Source organism: Streptomyces sp. NPDC026417, assembly GCF_055567695.1.
In genome coordinates this window covers 24,968-42,861 of sequence record NZ_JBVHPY010000024.1, presented here as the reverse complement: position 1 = coordinate 42,861, position 17,894 = coordinate 24,968, and the positions used below count along the sequence as shown (strand labels likewise).

Here is a 17,894-nt window from a genome sequence, read left to right as displayed (position 1 = left end):
GGCCGTCCCGGGACGTCAGTCCCGGCCCAGCACCACCGTCCCCGACGAGCAGAACCAGCCCCCTGTTCCGGAAGCCACCGCCAGTCGTGGCGGGCCGCCGTCCGGTCGGCGCACCTGGCGGCCCTCACCCGCCTCCCCGCGCAGTTGCCGTACCGCCTCGACGAGCAGGAACAGCCCGCGCATGCCGGGATGCTGGGCCGAGAGGCCGCCGCCGTCGGTGTTGACCGGCAGGTCCCCGCGCAGCGTCAGCCGCCCCTTCTCCACGAAAGCGCCCCCCTCGCCCTTCGCGCAGAACCCGAGGTCCTCCAGTGTCACGAGCGTCATGTAGGTGAACGCGTCGTAGATCTCGGCGAAATCCATCTCGTCCGGGCGCAGGCCGGCCCGCTCGAAGGCGAGCCGTCCGCTCACCGCGGCCGGCGAGACGGTGAAGTCGTCCCACTCGGACATCGTCGCGTGGGAGACGTGCTCGCCGGTGCCGAGGACCCACACCGGGGAGGTCCGGCAGTCGCGTACGTACTCATCGGCCGCGAGCAGGACGGCCGCCCCGCCGTCGGAGCGGATGCAGCAGTGCAGCTTGGTGAAGGGGTCCGCGATCATCGGCCCCGACAGGACGTCGTCGATCGTGACCGGGTCGCGGAACATCGCCTCCGGGTTGAGCGCGGCGTTCGCCCGCGCCTGGACGGCGACTGAGGCGAGCTGTTCCAGGGTGGTGCCGTAGTCGTGCATGTGGCGGCGGGCGGCCATCGCGTACTTGGCGACGAGCGTGTGGCCGTACGGGACCTCGAACTGGAGCGGCCCCCCGGCGCCGAACGAGAGGGTGCCGGTGCGGCGGCCGGCCCGGAGGTCGGCGCGTGCGGTGGAGCCGTAGACCAGCAGGACCGCGTTCGCGTGGCCCGCGGCGATGGCGTCGGCCGCGTGGGCGGCCATCACCTCCCAGGTGGATCCGCCGACCGAGGTGGAGTCCACCCAGGTGGGCTTCAGGCCCAGGTACTCGGCCACTTCGACGGGGGCCAGGGTGCCGAGGCCCGCGGAGCCGAAGCCGTCGACCACCGTGCGGTCCAGTCCCGAGTCGGCCAGGGCGCGGCGGGCCGCCTGGGCGTGCAGCGCGTACGCGGTGGCGTTGTCCACCCGGCCGCAGTCGGAGAGTGCGGCGCCGACGACGGCGACCTTGCGCCCGCCCGCGCGGGCGGAGGTCCGGGACATCCCGGGGTTCCGTGGGGGAGGGATCACAAATCTGACGGTACATCAGATCAGGGGTCTCGCGGGAGGGCGCCGCGCCCCTGTGCTTCTGCCCTGGACGGGCCTAACATGACGGACCGTCAGATCCGGGGGCCGGGGAACGGCCCGGGGGAGGAGCCCGCTCATGGACGCCCGCTTCACCGCCGAGCAGGACGAGATCCGCCGTACCGTGCGGGAGTTGCTGGTCAAACGCTGCGGTACGGAGGAGCTGCGGGCCGCCGAGCGGGCCTTCGCCGGGTACGACGGTGCACTGTGGGAGGCGCTGGCCCGGCAGCTCGGACTGCCCGGGCTCGCGCTTCCGGAGGCGTACGGAGGCGTGGGGTGCTCCGTGACGGAACTGGCCCTCGCCTGCGAGGAGTCGGGGCGCTTCCTGGCCCCCTCGCCGCTGCCGGCCACGGCTCTGCTCGCCGCCCCGCTGATCCTGGCCCTCGGCACCGGAGCCCAGCGCGCCGCTCTGCTGCCTCCGATCGCCGCCGGGGACCTGACGGCCGCCCTCGCGGTGCCCGGCCCCGGCCTCGCCACCGCCCTCGGGCTGGTCGGCGACCACCGGGGGGACTGGGCCGGCGGGGGCCGGGCGGGCGGCGTCCAGGCGAGACGCGCCGACGGGGCGTGGCGCCTCTACGGGCAGGCCGCGCAGGTGCTCGACGGGCACAGTGCGGGGCTGCTCGTGGTGGCCGCGCGCACCGGAGGGTTCGCGCGCCCACGGACCCTGCTGTTCCTCGTACGCCCCGTACCGCCCGCTTCACGAGGTGCCGCTCGTGAGGGGATCGAGCCGGAGGCCGCCGGATCGGCCGGCTCCGGCGGGCTCGTGCGGGTGCGGCAGACCGCGCTGGACGCGACGCGGCCCCAGGCGCGGATCGAACTCCGGGACGTGGAAGCCGAGTTGCTCGGCGGCGAGGACGCCGAGGTGCTCGGCACGCTCGCCGCCGTGGGGGACGCGGCGGCCGCCGCACTCGCCGCCGAGGCCGTCGGAGCCGCGGACCGCGCGCTGGAGCGCACCGTGGAGTACGTGCGGCAGCGGCACCAGTTCGGACGGCCGATCGGCTCCTTCCAGGCGGTCAAGCACCGGCTCGCGGACGTCCATGTCCAGGTGCAGGCGGCGCGGTCGGCGGCGTACTACGCGGCCTGGGCGTGCGCCGCCGGAGGTGAGCGGGTGGGCGGGCTGGCGCTCGCGCAGGCACTGGAGGCACTGCGGTGCGCGGCGGCCGAGGGCATTCAGCTGCACGGAGGCATCGGGTTCACCTGGGAACACGAGGCGCACCTGTACTTCAAGCGGGCGGCCGGCGACGAGTTGCTGTTCGGGCCGGTGCACCGACTGCGGGCGCACGCGGCCGAGGCGGCGCGGCTGTTCGGCGCGGGAGAGGTGGCGGTCTGATGGCCGCGGGTGTCCGGCTGGTGCAGAAGGTGTCCTCGACCAGGACGTTCGCCCGGATCGCGCCGCACGTGATCCCCGCTCTCGACCGTGCCGTCCACCGGATGACCGGTGGCCGGGTGCTGCTCAGCGCGCGGATGCTGCCGGGGGTGGTCCTCACGGTGCGCGGCGCGAGGAGCGGGCTGCCCCGGCGTACGCCGCTGGCCTGCATGCCGGAGGGCCGGGCCGACGGCGGGCTGCCCGGCAGCTGGGTCCTCGTCGGCTCCAACTTCGGCCGTCCGGACCACCCCGCCTGGACCGCCAACCTGCTGGCCCACCCGGACGCCGGGATCAGCTGGCAGGGCCGGGACGTCCCCGTCACCGCCCGCCTCCTGGAGGGGGACGAGCGGGCGGCGGCATGGCGGGCGGCGCTGGACTTCTGGCCGCCGTACGCCGCGTACCAGCGCCGGATCAGCCGGGAGATCCGCCTGTTCCGGATCGTGCCGCGATGACCGCGGGGGCGGCCCCCCCCCGCCACCCCGGCCGCCCGGGAGCGCCCGGTCGCTCACATCGCCGCCAGCTGCTCCACCAGCAGGAATCCGCCGATGCCGAGCATGGCCGCACCGGACGTGCGGACCACCGCGCGGGCCGCGGCCGGGCGGGCACGCAGGACGACCCGGGCGAGGACGCCGACGGTGAGGTAGACGACGGCGCAGGCGGCCATGTGGAGCGCGCCGAACACCCCGGTCTGCGCGGCCACCGGGAGACGCCCGGCCGCGGGGTCGAGGAACTGCGGCAGAACGGAGAGGTACAGCAGCAGTCCCTTGGGGTTGAGGCCGCTGATCCCGGCGCCGCGCAGGAAGGCGCGCACGGGCGGGACGGCGGCCCCGTCACTGTAACCGCGGCCGTCGCCGTCCCCGTCCCCGCCACCGGACGCGGCCCCGGGTGCGGCCGGCCTGCGCAGCACCCCCCAGCCCAGCCGCACCAGATAGGCCGCGCCCACCAGCGTCAGTGCCGTGAGCAGGTGCGGCGAACCGGCGACCAGGACGGCGAGACCGGCCACCGCCGCGACCGTGTGCAGCGCATAGCCGGCGACGAGGCCCCCGACGGCCGGCAGGACCGAGCGGTCCCGCAGCCCGGCGGCCATCGCGTACGCCCAGTCGGCGCCCGGCACACACACCAGCAGCAGGTCCAGCGCGAGGAAGGCCGCCACGCGCGCCGGATCCATCCCCGGGCCGCCGCCCAGGCCGATCCCCAGGTCCATCCCCATAGTCATGCGGGGGACATTAGGCGCGATTGCGGCGAAGGTGTTCCTGAAGTTTGCCCATGATCGCGACTCCTGGGGCAGGATCTTCTCCATGGATGCCGTTGACCGGAAAATCATTGCCGAGCTCCAACAGGACGGGCGGCTGACCGTGACGGAGCTGGCCGCGCGGGTGCAGCTCAGCGTCTCGCCGTGCCACCGGCGGCTGCGGGAGCTGGAGCGGTCCGGCGCCATCCGGGGGTACCGCGCGGTCGTGGACCCCGCGGCCGTGGGGCTGACCTTCGAGGCGCTGGTCTTCGTGTCGATGCGCCAGGAGGACCGCGACACGATCGCCGACTTCGAGGGCGCCCTCACCGACATCCCGCACGTCCTGGACGCGCAGCGGCTCTTCGGCGAGCCCGACTACCTGCTGCGGATCGCCACCGCCGACCTCGCCGCCTTCCAGCGGCTCTACGACGACCGGCTCGCGACCCTTCCGGGCGTGCAGCGGCTGACGTCCACGCTGGTGATGAAGCACGTGGTCGCCGACCGCCCGCTGCCCGCATAGGGGGCGCGCCGCGCACAGGCGTCCGGGCAGCGCAGCGGGCGGCGGTCCACACACCGGTGGACTGCCGCCCGCATGACAGGAATTGTGTCGAGGAGAAGAGGAAGGGCGCTACTTCGTCGGCTTCTTGCCCGTGACGCCGAGGTGCACCAACATCGCCAGATTCGGCTTGAGTTCAGCCTGCTTGACGGCCCACGTCTGAAAGCCCTTCTGGTGCGAGGCGACCGCCGCGAGCATGGCGACGAGCGAACCGGCCATCGCCGCCGGATTCACGTCCTTGTCGACCTTGCCCTTCGACTGCAGCTCGGTGACCGTGTCCGTAAGGGAGTTGTTCACCGAGTTCAGGATCTTCATTCGGATCTTGTAGAACCGCTTGTCGCCCTCGGCGGCACCGAGGTCGACGACGCGCAGGATCGCGTCGTTCCTGCGCCAGAACTCCAGGAACCCGTCCACGAGTTCCTGGGCGGTCTGCCAGCCGGCCTTGCCGACCCAGGAGCGGCCTTCGAGCAGCCGGGTCAACCCGGCCCCCTCCGCGGCCATTTGCTCGGCGATCTCCAGGACGGCGCCTTCGACGTCCGGAAAGTACTGGTAGAAAGTCGCCGGTGACGTGCCCGCCTTCCGGGCGACATCAATGACTTTGACGTCCCGGTAGGGCGAGGAGCTGAGCATTTCGCTGAGGCAGTCGAGCAGTTTCTGCCTGGTCGCCTGCCCACGCCGTCCGGCCACACGGCCGTCGACGGTACGCACTTGTCCTGTCATGCCGTCAGCTTACCGAGGGGTGATCGGAGCGCGATTCGGCCGACTGCAAATGGGGAGTACGCCCATTTCCGGGCCCTCGGAGAGGGGTGCGTCCGCCGTGCGGGGTGCGTGAGGGGCCATTAGCTTGGCGGCATGGCCGAATCCACGGCATCTGCCGCATCCGCCGCTTTCGCGGAGGGCGTCCCCTGCTGGACGGACGCCCAGCTCTCCGACGTCGAGGCGGGCAAGCGCTTCTACGGTGAGCTCTTCGGCTGGACCTTCGAGGAGGCGTACGGCACGCCGCACACCCCTCGTACGTCCCCCGCGCGGCACGGCACCTCCGTGTGGGCCCGCCGGGACGGCCGGCCCGTCGCCGCCCTCTTGCCCAAGCGGGACGGCCGGATGCCCACCGTCTGGACGGTGTACTTCGCCACCCCCGACGCGGCGGCGCTCGCCGGGCGGATCGGGACCGCCGGCGGGCAGGTGATCACGGGGCCGCTGCCGGTGGACTCCCTCGGCACGACCGTGCTCGCCGCCGACCCCGAGGGCGCCGTCTTCGGTCTCTGGGAGGCCGGCAGCCACCCCGGTTTCGGCCGGCGCCATCAGCCGGGCTCCTTCTGCCGGGCCGAGCTGTACGCCAGGAATCCGTCCGGCAGCTTCTACGAGGACCTCTTCGGCACCCCCGACCGGCCCGACGTCGGCCGGACCGCCGTGTCCGACATCTTCCCGGCCGAGATGCCCCCGCACTTCCTCGTCCACTTCGGCGTCCGGGACTGCGAGGAGGCGCTGGACACGGTCCGGCACCTCGGCGGCCGGGTACAGGCACCCCCGTTCGACACCTCGTACGGACGGGTGGCCGTGGTCGCGGACAATCAGGGGGCGTCGTTCGCGGTGATGCAGCGCTGAGGCGGGCCCCGTCCGCGTTCCAGCATCCGGCCGCCGCTTTGCAGAAGCCGCCCGACGTGGTTTTGTCCTGAGACACCCCGATCCGCACCCGGGTTCGCAACCGGTGGCCCGGACAGGAAGAATCAGGGTGCGTGCCGCCATGGCGGTTCGGTGGTGAGACGCTGCACGGGGCCGCGTTCATACGTGGATGACGCGGCCCGTACGGGGAGGTGGCAGGCAAGTGGTGGATCAGCTGACGCAGCACGATCCGCGGCGGATCGGGCCGTTCGAGGTGCTGGGACGGCTGGGTGCGGGCGGCATGGGGCTGGTCTATCTCGCGCGCTCGGCGTCCGGCCGCCGCGTGGCGATCAAGACGGTCCGGACGGAGCTCGCCGAGGACCAGCTGTTCCGGGTCCGCTTCACCCGCGAGGTGGAGGCGGCGCGGGCCGTGTCCGGCTTCTACACGGCCGCCGTCGTCGACGCCGACCCGCGGGCGGCCGTGCCGTGGCTGGCCACCGCCTACGTGCCCGCGCCCTCGCTCGAGGAAATAGTGAACGAGTGCGGGCCGCTCCCGGCCCAGGCGGTGCGCTGGCTGGCGGCCGGAGTCGCCGAGGCGCTGCAGTCCATCCACGGCGCCGGACTGGTCCACCGCGACCTGAAGCCGTCCAACGTCCTCGTCGTCGAGGACGGCCCTCGCGTGATCGACTTCGGCATCGCGTCCGGGGTCTCCAACACCCGGCTGACCATGACGAACGTCGCGGTCGGCACCCCCGCGTACATGTCGCCGGAGCAGGCCAAGGACTCGCGCAGCGTCACCGGCGCCAGTGACGTCTTCTCGCTCGGCTCGATGCTCGTCTTCGCCGCCACCGGTCACGCCCCCTTCCACGGCGCGAACCCCGTCGAGACGGTGTTCATGCTGCTGCGCGAGGGGCCGGACCTCGAAGGCCTCCCGGACGAGCTGCGCCCCCTCATCGAGTCCTGCATGCAGATGGACGCGACGGCCCGGCCCAACCCCGCCGACCTCCAGGCCCAGCTGGCCCCCCACCTCTTCGGCTCCGGATCCGACGACAGCGGTACGGCGTCGGCGTGGCTGCCCGAGCGGGCGGTGGGCCTGATCGAGACGCGCCGCGGCGGCCGTCCGGTGGTGCAGCCGGCCGCGTCCGGCCGCGGCGGCGGGGCCCGGGGCGCCGTGACCGCGCCGCCCGTGCCGCAGCACGCCCCGGTACCCGTCGGCGCGCCCGACACCGGCCCGGTCCGGCTGGCCGGGGGGCAGGTGCCCATCGGGCCCGGGCCCCGGGTCGCCGACGCCCGCGCCGCAGCGGTGAAGGCGCCCCCTCCGGAGGCGGGCCTCGCCGCGTCCTGGTCCCGCCCGCGCCCCGGCGTGAACGGCGCCGACCCGGCGCCCACCGTCGCGCCGCCCGCCCGTGCTCCGGAGTCCCCGGCCGGCTGGCGCCCCTGGCGGTTCCGGATGTCGAACGACGTGTGGGGGACCCCCGCCGTCGCCGACGACCTCGTCTACGTCACCTCCTTCGAGGTCCACGCGCTGGACGTGGCCACCGGGCGGCGTCGCTTCAAGACCCGCGACGTCGCGTGGTCGATGGCGGTCGCGGACGGCCGTATCCACGCCTCCGACGGCCCCACGCTCTTCGCTCTGGACGCCCGCGAGGGGGCGGACCTGTGGCGCCTGTCCACGGACGCCTGGGTCTACTCCCTGAAGGCCGACCGGGGCACGGTCGTCACCGGCACGCGCGGCGGCGGCGTACAGGCCTGGGAGGCCGCGAACGGCCAGAAGCTGTGGGAGATCACCGGCGCCCAGATCGACTTCGAGTCCCCCGAGGCGGGTCCCGCCGTCCACGACGGCACGGTCTACGTCTGGAAGGACGCGCGACTGCGCGCCCTGGAGTCCCGGACCGGCGAGGAACGCTGGTCGTACCCCATCGGCGACGCGGCGTCCTGCGGCGGCGTCCCCGTCCGGCTGACCACGGCACCCGACGGATACGTGTACGTCTCCGCCGGCACCCGTGTCCTCGCCATCGACGTGACGAGCGGCCACGTCCGCTGGCACTTCGAGGCCCCCGCCGTCTTCCTCTGCGCGCCCACGTTCGCGCCCGGGCCCGCGGTGACCGGCGGCGGTGTCTACCTTGCCGACTACCTCGGCACGGTGTACGCCCTCGACGCCACCGACGGCCGTGACCGCTGGCGGATCGCGACGGAGTCCCGCGCCTCCATCGAGCCGGTCCTGGTCGCCGCGGGGCACGTCCACGTCGGCAGCGGCAAGGGCCTCTACACCCTCGACGCCGTGACGGGCACCCCGAAGTGGCGGTTCCAGGCGGGCGGCGACATCGTCGGCGCCCCCGCCGTCGCCGAGGGCCGCATCCACTTCGGCTCCACCGACCACCTCCTCTACACGCTGAAGGCCGACGACGGACGGCTCCGCTGGAAACTCGCCACCGGTGGCGAGATCACCGGCGCACCCGTCGTCAAGGACGGAGTCGTCTACGCCTGCAGCAAGGACCGCTGCGTCTACGCCCTGGACGCGGAGAAGGGCACGGGCACCGCACGAACCACGTGAGCCGGGCCGGGAGAATCCCGGCCCGTCCGGAGTTCGGGGACGAGCGCGTCAGCGCGACGGGGGGTTCGCGCGACAGGGGCGTTCGGGGGCGCAGCCCCCGGGCGGCACGGCAGCCGACGTCGGCCACCCGTCACCGCTGGTCCGGCGGACGCCGCCACGTCTCCGTCGGCGCATCCTCGCCCGCCCCCGTGCCACCCTGCTGCCCGGGCGGCGGCCGGTGATGGGTGGGATCCGCCGGCCCGGTTCCCCAGCCCTGCCCCGGCGTCTCCCGGGGCTCACCGTGCTCCCAGGACTCACCGTGCTCCCAGGACTGCCGGCCCTCCCGGCCCCGGGGCGACCGGGGCTCCCAGGACTGCTCGGGCTCCCAGCCCGTCTCGTGCGGCTCGGCCGGCTCACCCGGTCCGGGCGGCGGCAACGTCGCCGCGCGCTCACGCCGTCCCCGCCCCCGCATCACGGCCGCACCGAGCAGGAGCAGCACCCCGCCGGCGAACGCGCCCGCGACCCCCGGCCCCAGGCCGTTCCCCTCGCTGTCGACAATCAGACCGGACTCGGCCTGACCGACGCGGACCATCCACAGCACGGTGAAGCCGAGCACGGCCACACCCGCCAGGGCGACCAGCAACCGCGACCGCAGCAGCACCCCGACGACCGTGACGACCGCCGCGACGAGGAACGGCAGAAAGAGGGAGAGGAGCAAGTCGGCCCGGGCGTCGGTGACTCCGGTGCCGGAGAAGAGGTCGCCCAGCCGGTAGTCCCGTCCGTGACGGTCGTCGTACCAGGCGCGGAATGGGCTCCAGACGGCGGCCGCCGCTCCGAGGAGGGCGAGCACCGACCCGAGTACGTTGCGGACCATACGCGGGCCTCCTCACTGCTCTCCTCATCGACGCTACGCCGCGCGCCCGGCACCCGCCATGCGATGTGAAGAGTGCGCGCGCATGCCCGCCGGCCTGGATGACCGGATGCGGCCCGTCGGTAGGCTGATCAGATGCAGACACGGGGGCGCAGTCTCAAATTCACAGCGGTTCTGGCCATGGTCGTGCTCGCACTGACCGGCTTCTCGACGGGGCGCGGTCACGGCGGCAGCCGTCATGGCAGTGGGGGCGGCGGCGGTTGCAGCAGCTCCAGCCAGAACCACGACAGCTCGTCGTCGTCATCGGGTGGGGGGTCGTACAGCTCCGGTTCGACGACCTCCGGTTCGGGCGGCGGCTACTACGACGACGATGACGACGACGACACGTACGGAAGCAGCAGCACCGGCGGGAGCACCACCGGTGGCTACAACCGCCGGCCGACCCACCGCTCCACCTCCTCCGGCAGCTCCAGGGCGCTGGAGGACGCGAAGGCCCGGCTGGTGAGCTGCGCGACCAAGACGGCTCCGTACGCGACCGTGGAGGTCACGAACCCCAACTCCCGCAAGGGCACCTTCGCGGTGCGGGTCGACTTCTACGACATGAGGGACATCCGCGTGACCTTCCACCACGCGTACGTCACCGTGCCCGCGCACGACAAGGCGACCGTCCGCGTGCAGGTCGGCGGCTCGGGCCTCGTCGATTCGGTGGACCGCTGCGACGTCGACCCGGCGGCCCGGCCGGAGAGCTGAGGCCGGTCCGGCCCGGAGACGGACGGTGGCGGGCGCCGCCACGCGCCCGCACCTGGTCCCGGCCCGGGCGTCCGCCCACCGGTCCCGGCCCGGGCGTCCGCTCACCGCGTCCGGAATCCGTCCGGCCGGCGCGCGGCGAACAGTTCCGCCTGTCGCGCCGGCGGCAGGTTGCCGAGCGCGATGAGGTGCGGCGCCTGCGCGAACGCGGGCGCGCTCGCCGCCTCCCGCGCCGCCCACAGGGCGCGCACGGTGCCCTGCACCGCCTCGGCCGGATGCGAGGCGATGACGGTGGCGCACCGCACCGCGGCCTCCAACGCCCGCCCGGGAGGCGTGAGTTCGGAGACCAGGCCGATCTCGTACGCCCGGCGGGCGGAGAGCCGTTCGGCGGTCCCCATGAGCGCCGTCCGTGCGGCCTCGCCGTACGGCATCCGCTGCACCATGTGGACGGACTCGTAGGCGCTGACCATGCCGTAGGTCGTGTGCGGATCGAAGAAGGCGGCGGTCTCGTCCGCGACCACGAACTCCGCCTCGCCCAGCAGGTAGAACGCTCCACCGCAGGCCATGCCCGAGACCGCGGCGACGACCGGTTTCCAGAGGTCGTTCGCCTTCGGGCCGACCGTGAGCAGCGGATCGTCCATCATGTACGGCGAGGCGGGCTGCGGGACGTCGGCGCCGCGGTCGATGCCGGTGCAGAAGGCCCGGTCGCCCGCGCCCGTGAGGACGACGGCCCGCACGGAGTCGTCAGTGCGCAACGCTCGCCAGGTGCTGGCCAGTTCGCCGGCCAGAGCGAGGTCGATCGCGTTCAGCCTCGCGGGCCGGTCCAGGGTGAGGACGGCGACGCCGGTGTCCTGGTCGGTGCTCGTGCGCAGGCCGCCGCTCACGTCCGCTCCAGTACCCAGCGCGGCACGGTCACGCCGCCGGTCCGGGACCCGTCCCGGTATGCGGCGGTGGAGAAGACGACCTGCACCCGCGCCCCGATCCGGATGCGCCGGGGGTCCACGGAGTCGAGCGGCGCGTCCGGTCCGCCGACCAGGTTGCCGACGAGCCGGATCCGCGGCGCCTCGGCCAGCTCGACGACGATCGCGTTGTACGGCGCCTGCTCGGCGTAGGCAGGCAGCAGCGGCGGATGCGGGACGACGTAGGACCAGATCCGCCCGCGGCCGCTCATCCTGCGCCACTCGTCGGCGAAGGAGTGGCAGTGCGGGCAGCAGGGGCGCGGCGGGAAGCGCAGTTCGCCGCAGCCGGGCTCGGCGCAGGCCTGGACGCGGAGTTCCCCCCGGGCGGCGTACCGCCAGAACGGGGCGCCGTCGTCGTCCGGGACGGGGGACAGCAGGGGCATGTCGGCTCCTCAGGTCCTGAGCAGGAGGGCGGAGGTCGGAACGCCTTCCCCCGCGGTGACCAGGCAGGTGGTGGCGCCGGGGACCTGGGCGGTGCTGGTGCCCCGCAGTTGCTTCACGCCCTCGTTGATGAGGTTGAAGCCGTGCACGTAGGCCTCGGAGAGTCCGCCGCCGCCGGTGTTCACGGGCAGCCGCCCGCCGATCTCCAGGGCGCCGCCCTCGGTGAAGGCGCCGCCCTCGCCGCGCCCGCAGAAGCCGTAGCCCTCCAGGGAGAGCGGGATGAGGGGGGTGAAGGCGTCGTAGATCTGGGCGACGTCGACGTCGTCCGGGGTGAAGTCGGCGTGCTTCCACAGGTGCCGGGCGGCGGTCCAGGCGGGACCGGTCAGGGGGTCGTCGTTCCAGTAGTTGACCATGCCGTGGTGCTGGGCGGGCAGGCCCTGGGCGGCGGAGTGGACGTAGACGGGCCGGTGGCGGCAGTCGCGCGCCCGCTCCGCGGACACGATCACGCAGGCCAGCGCGCCGTCGGTCTCCAGGCAGTTGTCGAAGAGGCAGAGCGGCTCGCTGATCCATCGGGACGTCATGTACATCTCGCGGGTCAGCGGGCGCTCGTACATCATGGCGGCCGGGTTCTGGTTGGCCCGGTTGCGGCAGGCCAGTGCGACGTTGAACAGGTGGTCGCGGGTGGCGCCGTACTCGTGCATGTACCGGCGGGCCAGCATCGCGATCTCGTCGGCCGGCCGGAGCAGCCCGAAGGGCCGGGTCCACTGGGCCGGGGTGGGGAGCTGGACGGTGGTGTTCTTCCACGGGCGGGGTCCGCTGCCCCGCTTGCGTGAGCGCCAGGCGACGCCGACGGTCGCCTGCCCGGTGGCGACGGCGGCGGCGAGGTGGGCGACGGTGGCGCACGAACCGCCGCCGCCGTAGCCGACTTTGCTGAAGTGGGTGAGGTCGCCGAACCCGAGCGCCTTGGCGACCTCCACCTCGTCGGTCTCCTCCATGGTGTAGGAGGCGAGTCCGTCGACCTCGGCCGGGGCGATGCCGGCGTCGTCGAGGGCGGCGAGGATCGCCCGGCAGGCCAGGGCCTTCTCGGACTCGGGGAGTTGCTTGGCGAAGGCCGTCTGCCCGATCCCGACGACGGCGGTGGCGTCCTTGATTCCGGCCGTGATTCCCGATCCGTTCGCCGCCATGGGCACACCTCCGCGCGCGGTCCCGGCTGCTGACAGTGCGTCAGGTTACAGCTAATCTGACGGTCAGTCAGCTAGTGGGACTCCGGTGGTCCGGTGATGGGGAGGCGTGCGATGCGCGGAGACCTGGAGTGGGGCAGCATCCCGGGGCTGGTGCGGGCGGCGGCGGAGCGGTACGGCGACGCCGAGGCGGTCGTCGAGGGCCGCACGCGCCTGTCGTACGCGGAACTGGGCGCGCGGGTGGACCGGGCGGCGGCGGCCTGCCTGGCGAACGGGGTGCGGCCCGGCGACCGGGTGGCCGTCTGGGCGCCCAACACCCTGGACTGGATCGTCTCGGCCCTCGGAGCGGTGTGCGCCGGGGCGGTACTGGTCCCGCTCAACACGCGGTTCAAGGGCGCGGAGGCCGCGTACGTCCTCGACCGGAGCCGGGCCCGGCTGCTGTTCGTGACCGGTACCTTCCTCGGGACGTCGTATGTGGCCTCCCTGCGCCGGGCCGCGGGGGAGGGGCAGGGGGACGGCCCGCTGCCGGGGCTGCCGCATCTGGAGCAGGTCGTGGTCCTGTCCGACGACGCTCCCGCCGACTTCCGCACGTTCAAGGACTTCCTGGCGAGCGGGGAGGGCACCGGGAGCGCGGAGGTACGGGCCCGTGGCGACGCCCTTGCCGGTTCCTCGCCCTCGGACATCGTCTACACGTCCGGGACGACCGGCCGGCCCAAGGGCGCGGTGATCACGCACGCCCAGACGCTGCGCGCCTACGCCGTGTGGTGCGAGCTGTCCGGCCTGCGCGAGGGCGACCGGTACCTGATCGTGAACCCCTTCTTCCACACCTTCGGCTACAAGGCCGGGATCGTGGCCTGCCTGATGCGGGGCGCGACGATGGTCCCGCAGCCCGTCTTCGACGTGGACACGATGCTGGCGAACGTGGCCGCGGAGCGGATCTCGGTCCTGCCGGGGCCGCCCACCCTCCACCAGTCCCTCCTGGACCACCCGTCCCGGGACGCCCACGACCTCTCCGCGTTGCGGCTGGTGGTCACCGGAGCGGCCGTGGTCCCGCTGCGGCTGGTCGAGCGGCTGAAGGCGGAGCTGCGGATCGAGACGGTCCTGACCGCCTACGGGCTCTCCGAGGCGAGCGGCATCGTGACCATGTGCCGGCGCGGCGACCCGGCGCCGGTCATCGCCCGCACGTCGGGCCGGGCGATCCCGGGCACGGAGGTACGAGTGGTGGACGCGTCCGGCGCCGAGGTGGAGGCCGGTTCCCCCGGAGAGGTGCTGGTCCGCGGCTTCAACGTCATGGGGGGCTACTTCGAGGACGCGGCGGCCACGGAGGCGGTGCTCACCCCGGACGGCTGGCTCCGCACCGGAGACGTCGGCGTCCTGGACCCCGACGGCAACCTCCGCATCACGGACCGCATCAAGGACATGTTCATCGTCGGCGGCTTCAACGCGTATCCGGCGGAGATCGAGCAACTCCTGGGCCTGCACCCGGACGTGGCCGACGCCGCCGTCATCGGCGTGCCGGACGCCCGCCTGGGCGAGGTGGGCAGGGCGTACGTCGTACGCCGCCCGGACACCACCCTCACCGCCGACGACCTGATCGCCTGGTCCCGCCGCGAAATGGCCAACTACAAGGTCCCCCGCACGATCGAGTTCGTCCCGGAACTCCCGCGCAACGCGAGCGGGAAGGTGGTGAAGGGGGAGTTGCGGACGCGCGTGCAGTGAGTCCTCGACACCGGAAGTGCTCCGGACGCACTTCGGCCGCGACGGCTCCCCCTCCGCGCCGCCGCGGCCGATCCCCGTGGACGGGTGGCTTGTCAGGCCTTCTCGTCGGTGATGTGCGTGTCGAGCGGCTTCACGGTGCCCGCGTCGGCGTCGGTGATGTGGGTGTCGAGCGGCTTCACGGTGCCCGCGTCGGCGTCGGTGATGTGGGTGTCGAGCGGCTTGAACGTGCCCGCGTCGGCGTCCGTGATGTGCGTGTCGAGCGGCTTGACGGTGCCGTCGGTCTTCTTCTTCTCGGCCATGGTTCCAACTCCCCGTTCTGGTGGTGAGACAGGTCGCCCGGCGACTCCCCCGAGGGCCGCCGGGCGGTCTGTGCAAGGGCCGTTCACCATATGTGATGGGCCTCGCGCCGATTCGTCTGCCCCCCGACGCGACGTTTCGACGGAACTCAGAATGGCGCAGCGCGATAAACGAACGATGAACGACGGGGCTCAGGCGGCGGCGAGGGGCGACAGGAGACTCCGCACCTCCGCCGACTCGGACGACCCCAGCTCCTCGTAGATGGACAGCGCCTCGCGCCAGCAGGCCTGGCCGCGGTCGGTCTGGCCGATCGCGCTGAGCGCCCGCCCGAGGACCGTCAGCACGTTCCCGCGTCGCCAGTCGCCCCCGATGCCGCGCAGCACGGCGAGCGACTGCTCGGCGAGGGCGGCCGCCATCGCGGGTTTCCCCTCGGACAGCCGGATCTCGGCGATGCGGAAGACGGCCATGCCCTCCCAGAGCCGCTGGCGGCTGTCCCGGAAGACGTCCAGAGCCTCGGTCAGCTGGCCGACGGCCTTGCCCGGGTCACCGGCCTGAGCGAGCGCGAGACCCAGCGCGTAGCGCCCATTGGCGCCGCGGAGGGTGTGCCCGAGATGGTCGTAGATGCCGATGCCCTGCTCGGCGAGCGCGATCGCGCTCGCGGTCCGGCCCATCGCGAGGTGCGCCCGCGACAGATTGCACAGGGCGCTGGCCTCACCGGCCAGGTTGCCGTCCGCCCGGAAGCAGGTGATGGCCTCCTGGAGGTACGCCGCACCCGCCGCGTGCTGGCTGCGGTACACGGCGATGACACCGAGGTGGTTGGGCACCCAGCAGTTGAGGGCGGGGTCGGAGATCCGGCGTACGAGCGCCTCGGCCCGCTCCGCCTCCTCGGCGGCCTGGTCGAAGCGGCCGCCGGCCAGATGCGCCTCGGTCAGTGCCGTGCGGGCCCGTGCCTCGGCGCGCAGGTCGCCGGCGCGCTCGGCGGCGTCGCGCGCGAACACGGCGTTGGTGCCGTAGTCGCGGGCGTTCGCGCCGGACTCCGCGAGGTCCTTCGCGGCCCAGAGGAGGTCCACCGCCCGGCCGAGCCGGAGGTCGCCGAGCGACTGGTGCACGCAGGCGAGCAGGCAGTTGGCCTCGGCGTACAGCCAGTCCAGCGCCGCGTGGCGGTCGGCGAAGCGCAGCCCCGGATACTCGGTGGCCTCCAGGTGATCCACCAGCCGGTCGCCCGGCCGTTCGATCGCGTACACGCCCGCCGCCGTCGCCAGATAGAAGTCCAGGAGCCGGGACAGCGCCGCGTCCCGTTCCGTCGGCGGATGTTCGTCGCGTTCGGCGCAGGCCCGCGCGTAGAGGCGGACCAGGTCGTGGTAGCGGTAGCGGCCGGGGGCCGCGGACTCCAGGAGGGAGGTGTCGACGAGGGACTCCAGGAGGTCCTCGGTCTCCTCGGCCGGCAGGTCGAGGACCGCCGCGGCGGCGGCCAGCGAGATGTCCGGTCCGTCGGCGAGGCCGAGGAGCCGGAAGGCGCGGGCCTGGGCCGGCTCCAGCTGGCCGTAGCCGAGCTCGAAGGTCGCCTTGACGGCGAGGTCACCGGCCTGGAGCTCGTCCAGCCGACGGCGTTCGTCGGCGAGCTTCGCGGCCAGGACCGAGACGGTCCAGGTGCGGCGGGCGGCCAGCCGGGAGGCGGCGATCCGGATGGCGAGGGGAAGGAACCCGCAGGCGGCGACCACGTCCAGGGCGGCCTCCCGCTCGGACGCCACCCGTTCCACGCCGACGATCCTGGTGAAGAGCTGGAGGGCCTCCTCGGGGGACATCACGTCCAGGTCCACCAGGTGCGCCCCGGCCAGGTCGACCATGCGCACCCGGGAGGTGACCAGCGCCGCGCAGCCCTCCATCCCGGGGAGCAGGGGGCGTACCTGGGCCGCGTCGCGCGCGTTGTCCAGCAGGACCAGGACGCGCCGGCCGTCCAGGGCGGACCGGTAGAGCGCCGCGCGCTCCTCCAGCGAGTCGGGGATGGCCGAGTCCGCGGTGCCGAGGGCGCGCAGGAACGCGCCGAGCACCGTCTCCGGCTCCGCCGCGCGGCCCCCGGCGCCCTGCAGATCCACGTACAGCTGTCCGTCGGGGAACGCGCCGCGCGCCTGGTGCGCCACGTGCACGGCCAGGGTGGTCTTGCCGACGCCGCCGATCCCCGCGAGGGCCGACACGGCCATCACCCGGCCCTCGGCGGTCGACGCGGCGGCGAGGACGTCGCTCAGTTCCTGGACGAAGGCGTCCCGTCCGGTGAAGTCGGTCACGGTGGCCGGGAGTTGGGCGGGCCGCACCACGGTGGCCGCGGGCTCCGCCGGTGGTGCCGACGGTTCCGCGAGGCCGGGGTCCGCCTGGAGGATGCGCTGCTGGAGCTCCTGGAGGCCGGCCCGGGGGTCGACGCCGAGCTCGTCGGCGAGCAGCCGCCGGGTGTCGGCGAACACCGCCAGGGCCTCGGCCTGCCGTCCGGAGCGGTACAGCGCCAGCATCAGGAGTTCACGCAGGCGTTCGCGCAGCGGATGGGCCGCGGTCAGCGCGGTCAGCTCCGACACCGCCTCGGCGTGGCAGCCCTGTTCGAGGTCCATGTCCAGGCGGGTCTCCAGGAGTTGCAGCCGCCACTCCTCCAGCCGGGTCCGCTGGGTGTCGGCGTAGGGGCCCGGGACGTTCGCCAGCGGCTCGCCGTCCCACAGCCCGAGGGCCTCGTTGAGCAGGGCGCGGGCCCGGCACAGGTCCCCGATGCTCTTCGCCTTCTCGGCGTCGGACGCCAGTTGCTGGGCCCGGGCGAGGTCGAGCGCGCCGGGGTCTGCGAGCCGGAGGGCGTATCCGCCGGACTCGCTGACCAGGGTGCCGGGGTTGAGGACCTTCCGCAGCCGGGAGGCGTAGGTCCGTACGGCGGCCAGCGCCTGGGACGGGGACTCCTCGCCCCACAGCGCGTCGATCAGCTCGGCGGCCGTCGCCGTGCGCCCCTCGCGCAGCAACAGCGCGACCAGCAGGGCGCGTTGCTGCGGGGACCCCGTGGGCAGGGGCTCCGCCCCGCGCCAGGCGCGCACCGGTCCGAGCACGCCGAAGTGCAGCGCCACCGACTCCTCGGGGCCCCGCTGCTCCGGCACTCGCGGTACACCGTCCATCGCTGTCCCCCTGCCGACCGTCAT

Annotated in this window: 16 protein-coding genes; 7 read left to right on the top strand and 9 right to left on the bottom strand. The window is 73.7% G+C overall.

Annotated elements, in window-relative coordinates; all coding sequences use genetic code 11:
* Positions 1–15 precede the first annotated feature (15 nt).
* Positions 16–1,203 carry a thiolase C-terminal domain-containing protein gene (locus tag ACZ4NT_RS31125; RefSeq protein WP_467728482.1) on the bottom strand — a complete coding sequence of 396 codons (1,188 nt, stop codon included), beginning with the start codon at positions 1,201–1,203 and terminating at the stop codon, positions 16–18.
* Positions 1,204–1,363: 160 nt separating this feature from the next.
* Here ACZ4NT_RS31125 and ACZ4NT_RS31120 point away from each other — a divergent pair, with 160 nt between their 5' ends.
* Positions 1,364–2,614 carry an acyl-CoA dehydrogenase family protein gene (locus ACZ4NT_RS31120; protein WP_467728481.1) on the top strand — a complete coding sequence of 417 codons (1,251 nt, stop codon included), beginning with the start codon at positions 1,364–1,366 and terminating at the stop codon, positions 2,612–2,614.
* Positions 2,614–3,102 (top strand): nitroreductase/quinone reductase family protein, encoded by a 489-nt coding sequence (locus ACZ4NT_RS31115; protein WP_121402329.1) that lies wholly within the window; start codon positions 2,614–2,616, stop codon positions 3,100–3,102. The genes ACZ4NT_RS31120 and ACZ4NT_RS31115 overlap by 1 nt, the downstream gene beginning before the upstream one ends.
* 53 nt (positions 3,103–3,155) lie before the next feature.
* On the opposite strand, the gene ACZ4NT_RS31110 is transcribed toward ACZ4NT_RS31115, so the two are convergent.
* On the bottom strand, positions 3,156–3,818 hold the full coding sequence (locus tag ACZ4NT_RS31110; protein ID WP_467728507.1) for a LysE family translocator: 663 nt from the start codon (positions 3,816–3,818) through the stop codon (positions 3,156–3,158).
* Positions 3,819–3,948: 130 nt separating this feature from the next.
* Between ACZ4NT_RS31110 and ACZ4NT_RS31105 the strand changes: the two genes are divergently transcribed.
* Positions 3,949–4,401: an Lrp/AsnC family transcriptional regulator gene (locus ACZ4NT_RS31105; RefSeq protein WP_121402330.1), complete on the top strand. Its 453-nt coding sequence runs from the start codon at positions 3,949–3,951 to the stop codon at positions 4,399–4,401.
* Positions 4,402–4,509: 108 nt separating this feature from the next.
* Here ACZ4NT_RS31105 and ACZ4NT_RS31100 read toward each other — a convergent pair whose 3' ends face one another.
* On the bottom strand, positions 4,510–5,145 hold the full coding sequence (locus ACZ4NT_RS31100) for a TetR family transcriptional regulator (protein WP_467728506.1): 636 nt from the start codon (positions 5,143–5,145) through the stop codon (positions 4,510–4,512).
* Between the two features lie 144 nt (positions 5,146–5,289).
* Here ACZ4NT_RS31100 and kbpA point away from each other — a divergent pair, with 144 nt between their 5' ends.
* Positions 5,290–6,042 (top strand): AfsK-binding protein KbpA, encoded by a 753-nt coding sequence (gene kbpA, locus ACZ4NT_RS31095; RefSeq protein WP_467728480.1) that lies wholly within the window; start codon positions 5,290–5,292, stop codon positions 6,040–6,042.
* Between the two features lie 220 nt (positions 6,043–6,262).
* A complete protein-coding gene (locus ACZ4NT_RS31090) occupies positions 6,263–8,593 on the top strand; it encodes an outer membrane protein assembly factor BamB family protein (RefSeq protein ID WP_467728479.1) in 2,331 nt (776 codons plus the stop codon).
* Positions 8,594–8,723: 130 nt separating this feature from the next.
* Here the strand turns inward: ACZ4NT_RS31090 and ACZ4NT_RS31085 are convergent, their stop codons facing one another.
* Positions 8,724–9,446: a hypothetical protein gene (locus ACZ4NT_RS31085; RefSeq protein ID WP_121402334.1), complete on the bottom strand. Its 723-nt coding sequence runs from the start codon at positions 9,444–9,446 to the stop codon at positions 8,724–8,726.
* A gap of 132 nt (positions 9,447–9,578) precedes the next feature.
* On the opposite strand from ACZ4NT_RS31085, the gene ACZ4NT_RS31080 reads away from it, so the two are divergent.
* The gene (locus tag ACZ4NT_RS31080) at positions 9,579–10,193 is read left to right on the top strand and encodes a hypothetical protein (RefSeq protein WP_467728478.1); all 615 of its coding nucleotides are present in this window, start codon (positions 9,579–9,581) and stop codon (positions 10,191–10,193) included.
* Between the two features lie 101 nt (positions 10,194–10,294).
* Here the strand turns inward: ACZ4NT_RS31080 and ACZ4NT_RS31075 are convergent, their stop codons facing one another.
* Genes ACZ4NT_RS31075 through ACZ4NT_RS31065 form a run of 3 tightly spaced genes read right to left on the bottom strand, consistent with a single transcriptional unit; the run spans position 10,295 to position 12,714 of the window.
* Positions 10,295–11,074 carry an enoyl-CoA hydratase/isomerase family protein gene (locus ACZ4NT_RS31075; protein ID WP_467728477.1) on the bottom strand — a complete coding sequence of 260 codons (780 nt, stop codon included), beginning with the start codon at positions 11,072–11,074 and terminating at the stop codon, positions 10,295–10,297.
* Positions 11,071–11,532 carry an OB-fold domain-containing protein gene (locus ACZ4NT_RS31070; protein ID WP_121402337.1) on the bottom strand — a complete coding sequence of 154 codons (462 nt, stop codon included), beginning with the start codon at positions 11,530–11,532 and terminating at the stop codon, positions 11,071–11,073. Before ACZ4NT_RS31070 ends, ACZ4NT_RS31075 begins: the two co-directional genes overlap by 4 nt.
* Before the next feature lie 9 nt (positions 11,533–11,541).
* A complete protein-coding gene (locus ACZ4NT_RS31065) occupies positions 11,542–12,714 on the bottom strand; it encodes a lipid-transfer protein (RefSeq protein WP_467728476.1) in 1,173 nt (390 codons plus the stop codon).
* Positions 12,715–12,825: 111 nt separating this feature from the next.
* Between ACZ4NT_RS31065 and ACZ4NT_RS31060 the strand changes: the two genes are divergently transcribed.
* Positions 12,826–14,430 carry a FadD3 family acyl-CoA ligase gene (locus ACZ4NT_RS31060; protein ID WP_121402339.1) on the top strand — a complete coding sequence of 535 codons (1,605 nt, stop codon included), beginning with the start codon at positions 12,826–12,828 and terminating at the stop codon, positions 14,428–14,430.
* A gap of 92 nt (positions 14,431–14,522) precedes the next feature.
* Here the strand turns inward: ACZ4NT_RS31060 and ACZ4NT_RS31055 are convergent, their stop codons facing one another.
* Entirely contained in the window at positions 14,523–14,729 is a 207-nt protein-coding gene (locus tag ACZ4NT_RS31055; protein ID WP_467728475.1) for a hypothetical protein, read from the bottom strand.
* Between the two features lie 189 nt (positions 14,730–14,918).
* Positions 14,919–17,870, bottom strand: coding sequence for an SARP-family global regulator AfsR (gene afsR, locus ACZ4NT_RS31050; protein ID WP_121402341.1), 2,952 nt, complete (start codon positions 17,868–17,870; stop codon positions 14,919–14,921).
* Positions 17,871–17,894: the final 24 nt, after the last annotated feature.

Bases quoted from the DNA above. Each gene is read 5' to 3' on its own strand.
- ACZ4NT_RS31125 (WP_467728482.1), bottom strand. From the start codon at position 1,203: ATGTCCCGGACCTCCGCCCGCGCGGGCGGGCGCAAGGTCGCCGTCGTC.
- ACZ4NT_RS31120 (WP_467728481.1), top strand. From the start codon at position 1,364: ATGGACGCCCGCTTCACCGCCGAGCAGGACGAGATCCGCCGTACCGTG.
- ACZ4NT_RS31055 (WP_467728475.1), bottom strand. From the start codon at position 14,729: ATGGCCGAGAAGAAGAAGACCGACGGCACCGTCAAGCCGCTCGACACG.
- ACZ4NT_RS31110 (WP_467728507.1), bottom strand. From the start codon at position 3,818: ATGGATCCGGCGCGCGTGGCGGCCTTCCTCGCGCTGGACCTGCTGCTG.
- ACZ4NT_RS31070 (WP_121402337.1), bottom strand. From the start codon at position 11,532: ATGCCCCTGCTGTCCCCCGTCCCGGACGACGACGGCGCCCCGTTCTGG.
- ACZ4NT_RS31065 (WP_467728476.1), bottom strand. From the start codon at position 12,714: ATGGCGGCGAACGGATCGGGAATCACGGCCGGAATCAAGGACGCCACC.
- ACZ4NT_RS31115 (WP_121402329.1), top strand. From the start codon at position 2,614: ATGGCCGCGGGTGTCCGGCTGGTGCAGAAGGTGTCCTCGACCAGGACG.
- ACZ4NT_RS31085 (WP_121402334.1), bottom strand. From the start codon at position 9,446: ATGGTCCGCAACGTACTCGGGTCGGTGCTCGCCCTCCTCGGAGCGGCG.
- ACZ4NT_RS31080 (WP_467728478.1), top strand. From the start codon at position 9,579: ATGCAGACACGGGGGCGCAGTCTCAAATTCACAGCGGTTCTGGCCATG.
- ACZ4NT_RS31105 (WP_121402330.1), top strand. From the start codon at position 3,949: ATGGATGCCGTTGACCGGAAAATCATTGCCGAGCTCCAACAGGACGGG.
- ACZ4NT_RS31060 (WP_121402339.1), top strand. From the start codon at position 12,826: ATGCGCGGAGACCTGGAGTGGGGCAGCATCCCGGGGCTGGTGCGGGCG.
- afsR (WP_121402341.1), bottom strand. From the start codon at position 17,870: ATGGACGGTGTACCGCGAGTGCCGGAGCAGCGGGGCCCCGAGGAGTCG.
- kbpA (WP_467728480.1), top strand. From the start codon at position 5,290: ATGGCCGAATCCACGGCATCTGCCGCATCCGCCGCTTTCGCGGAGGGC.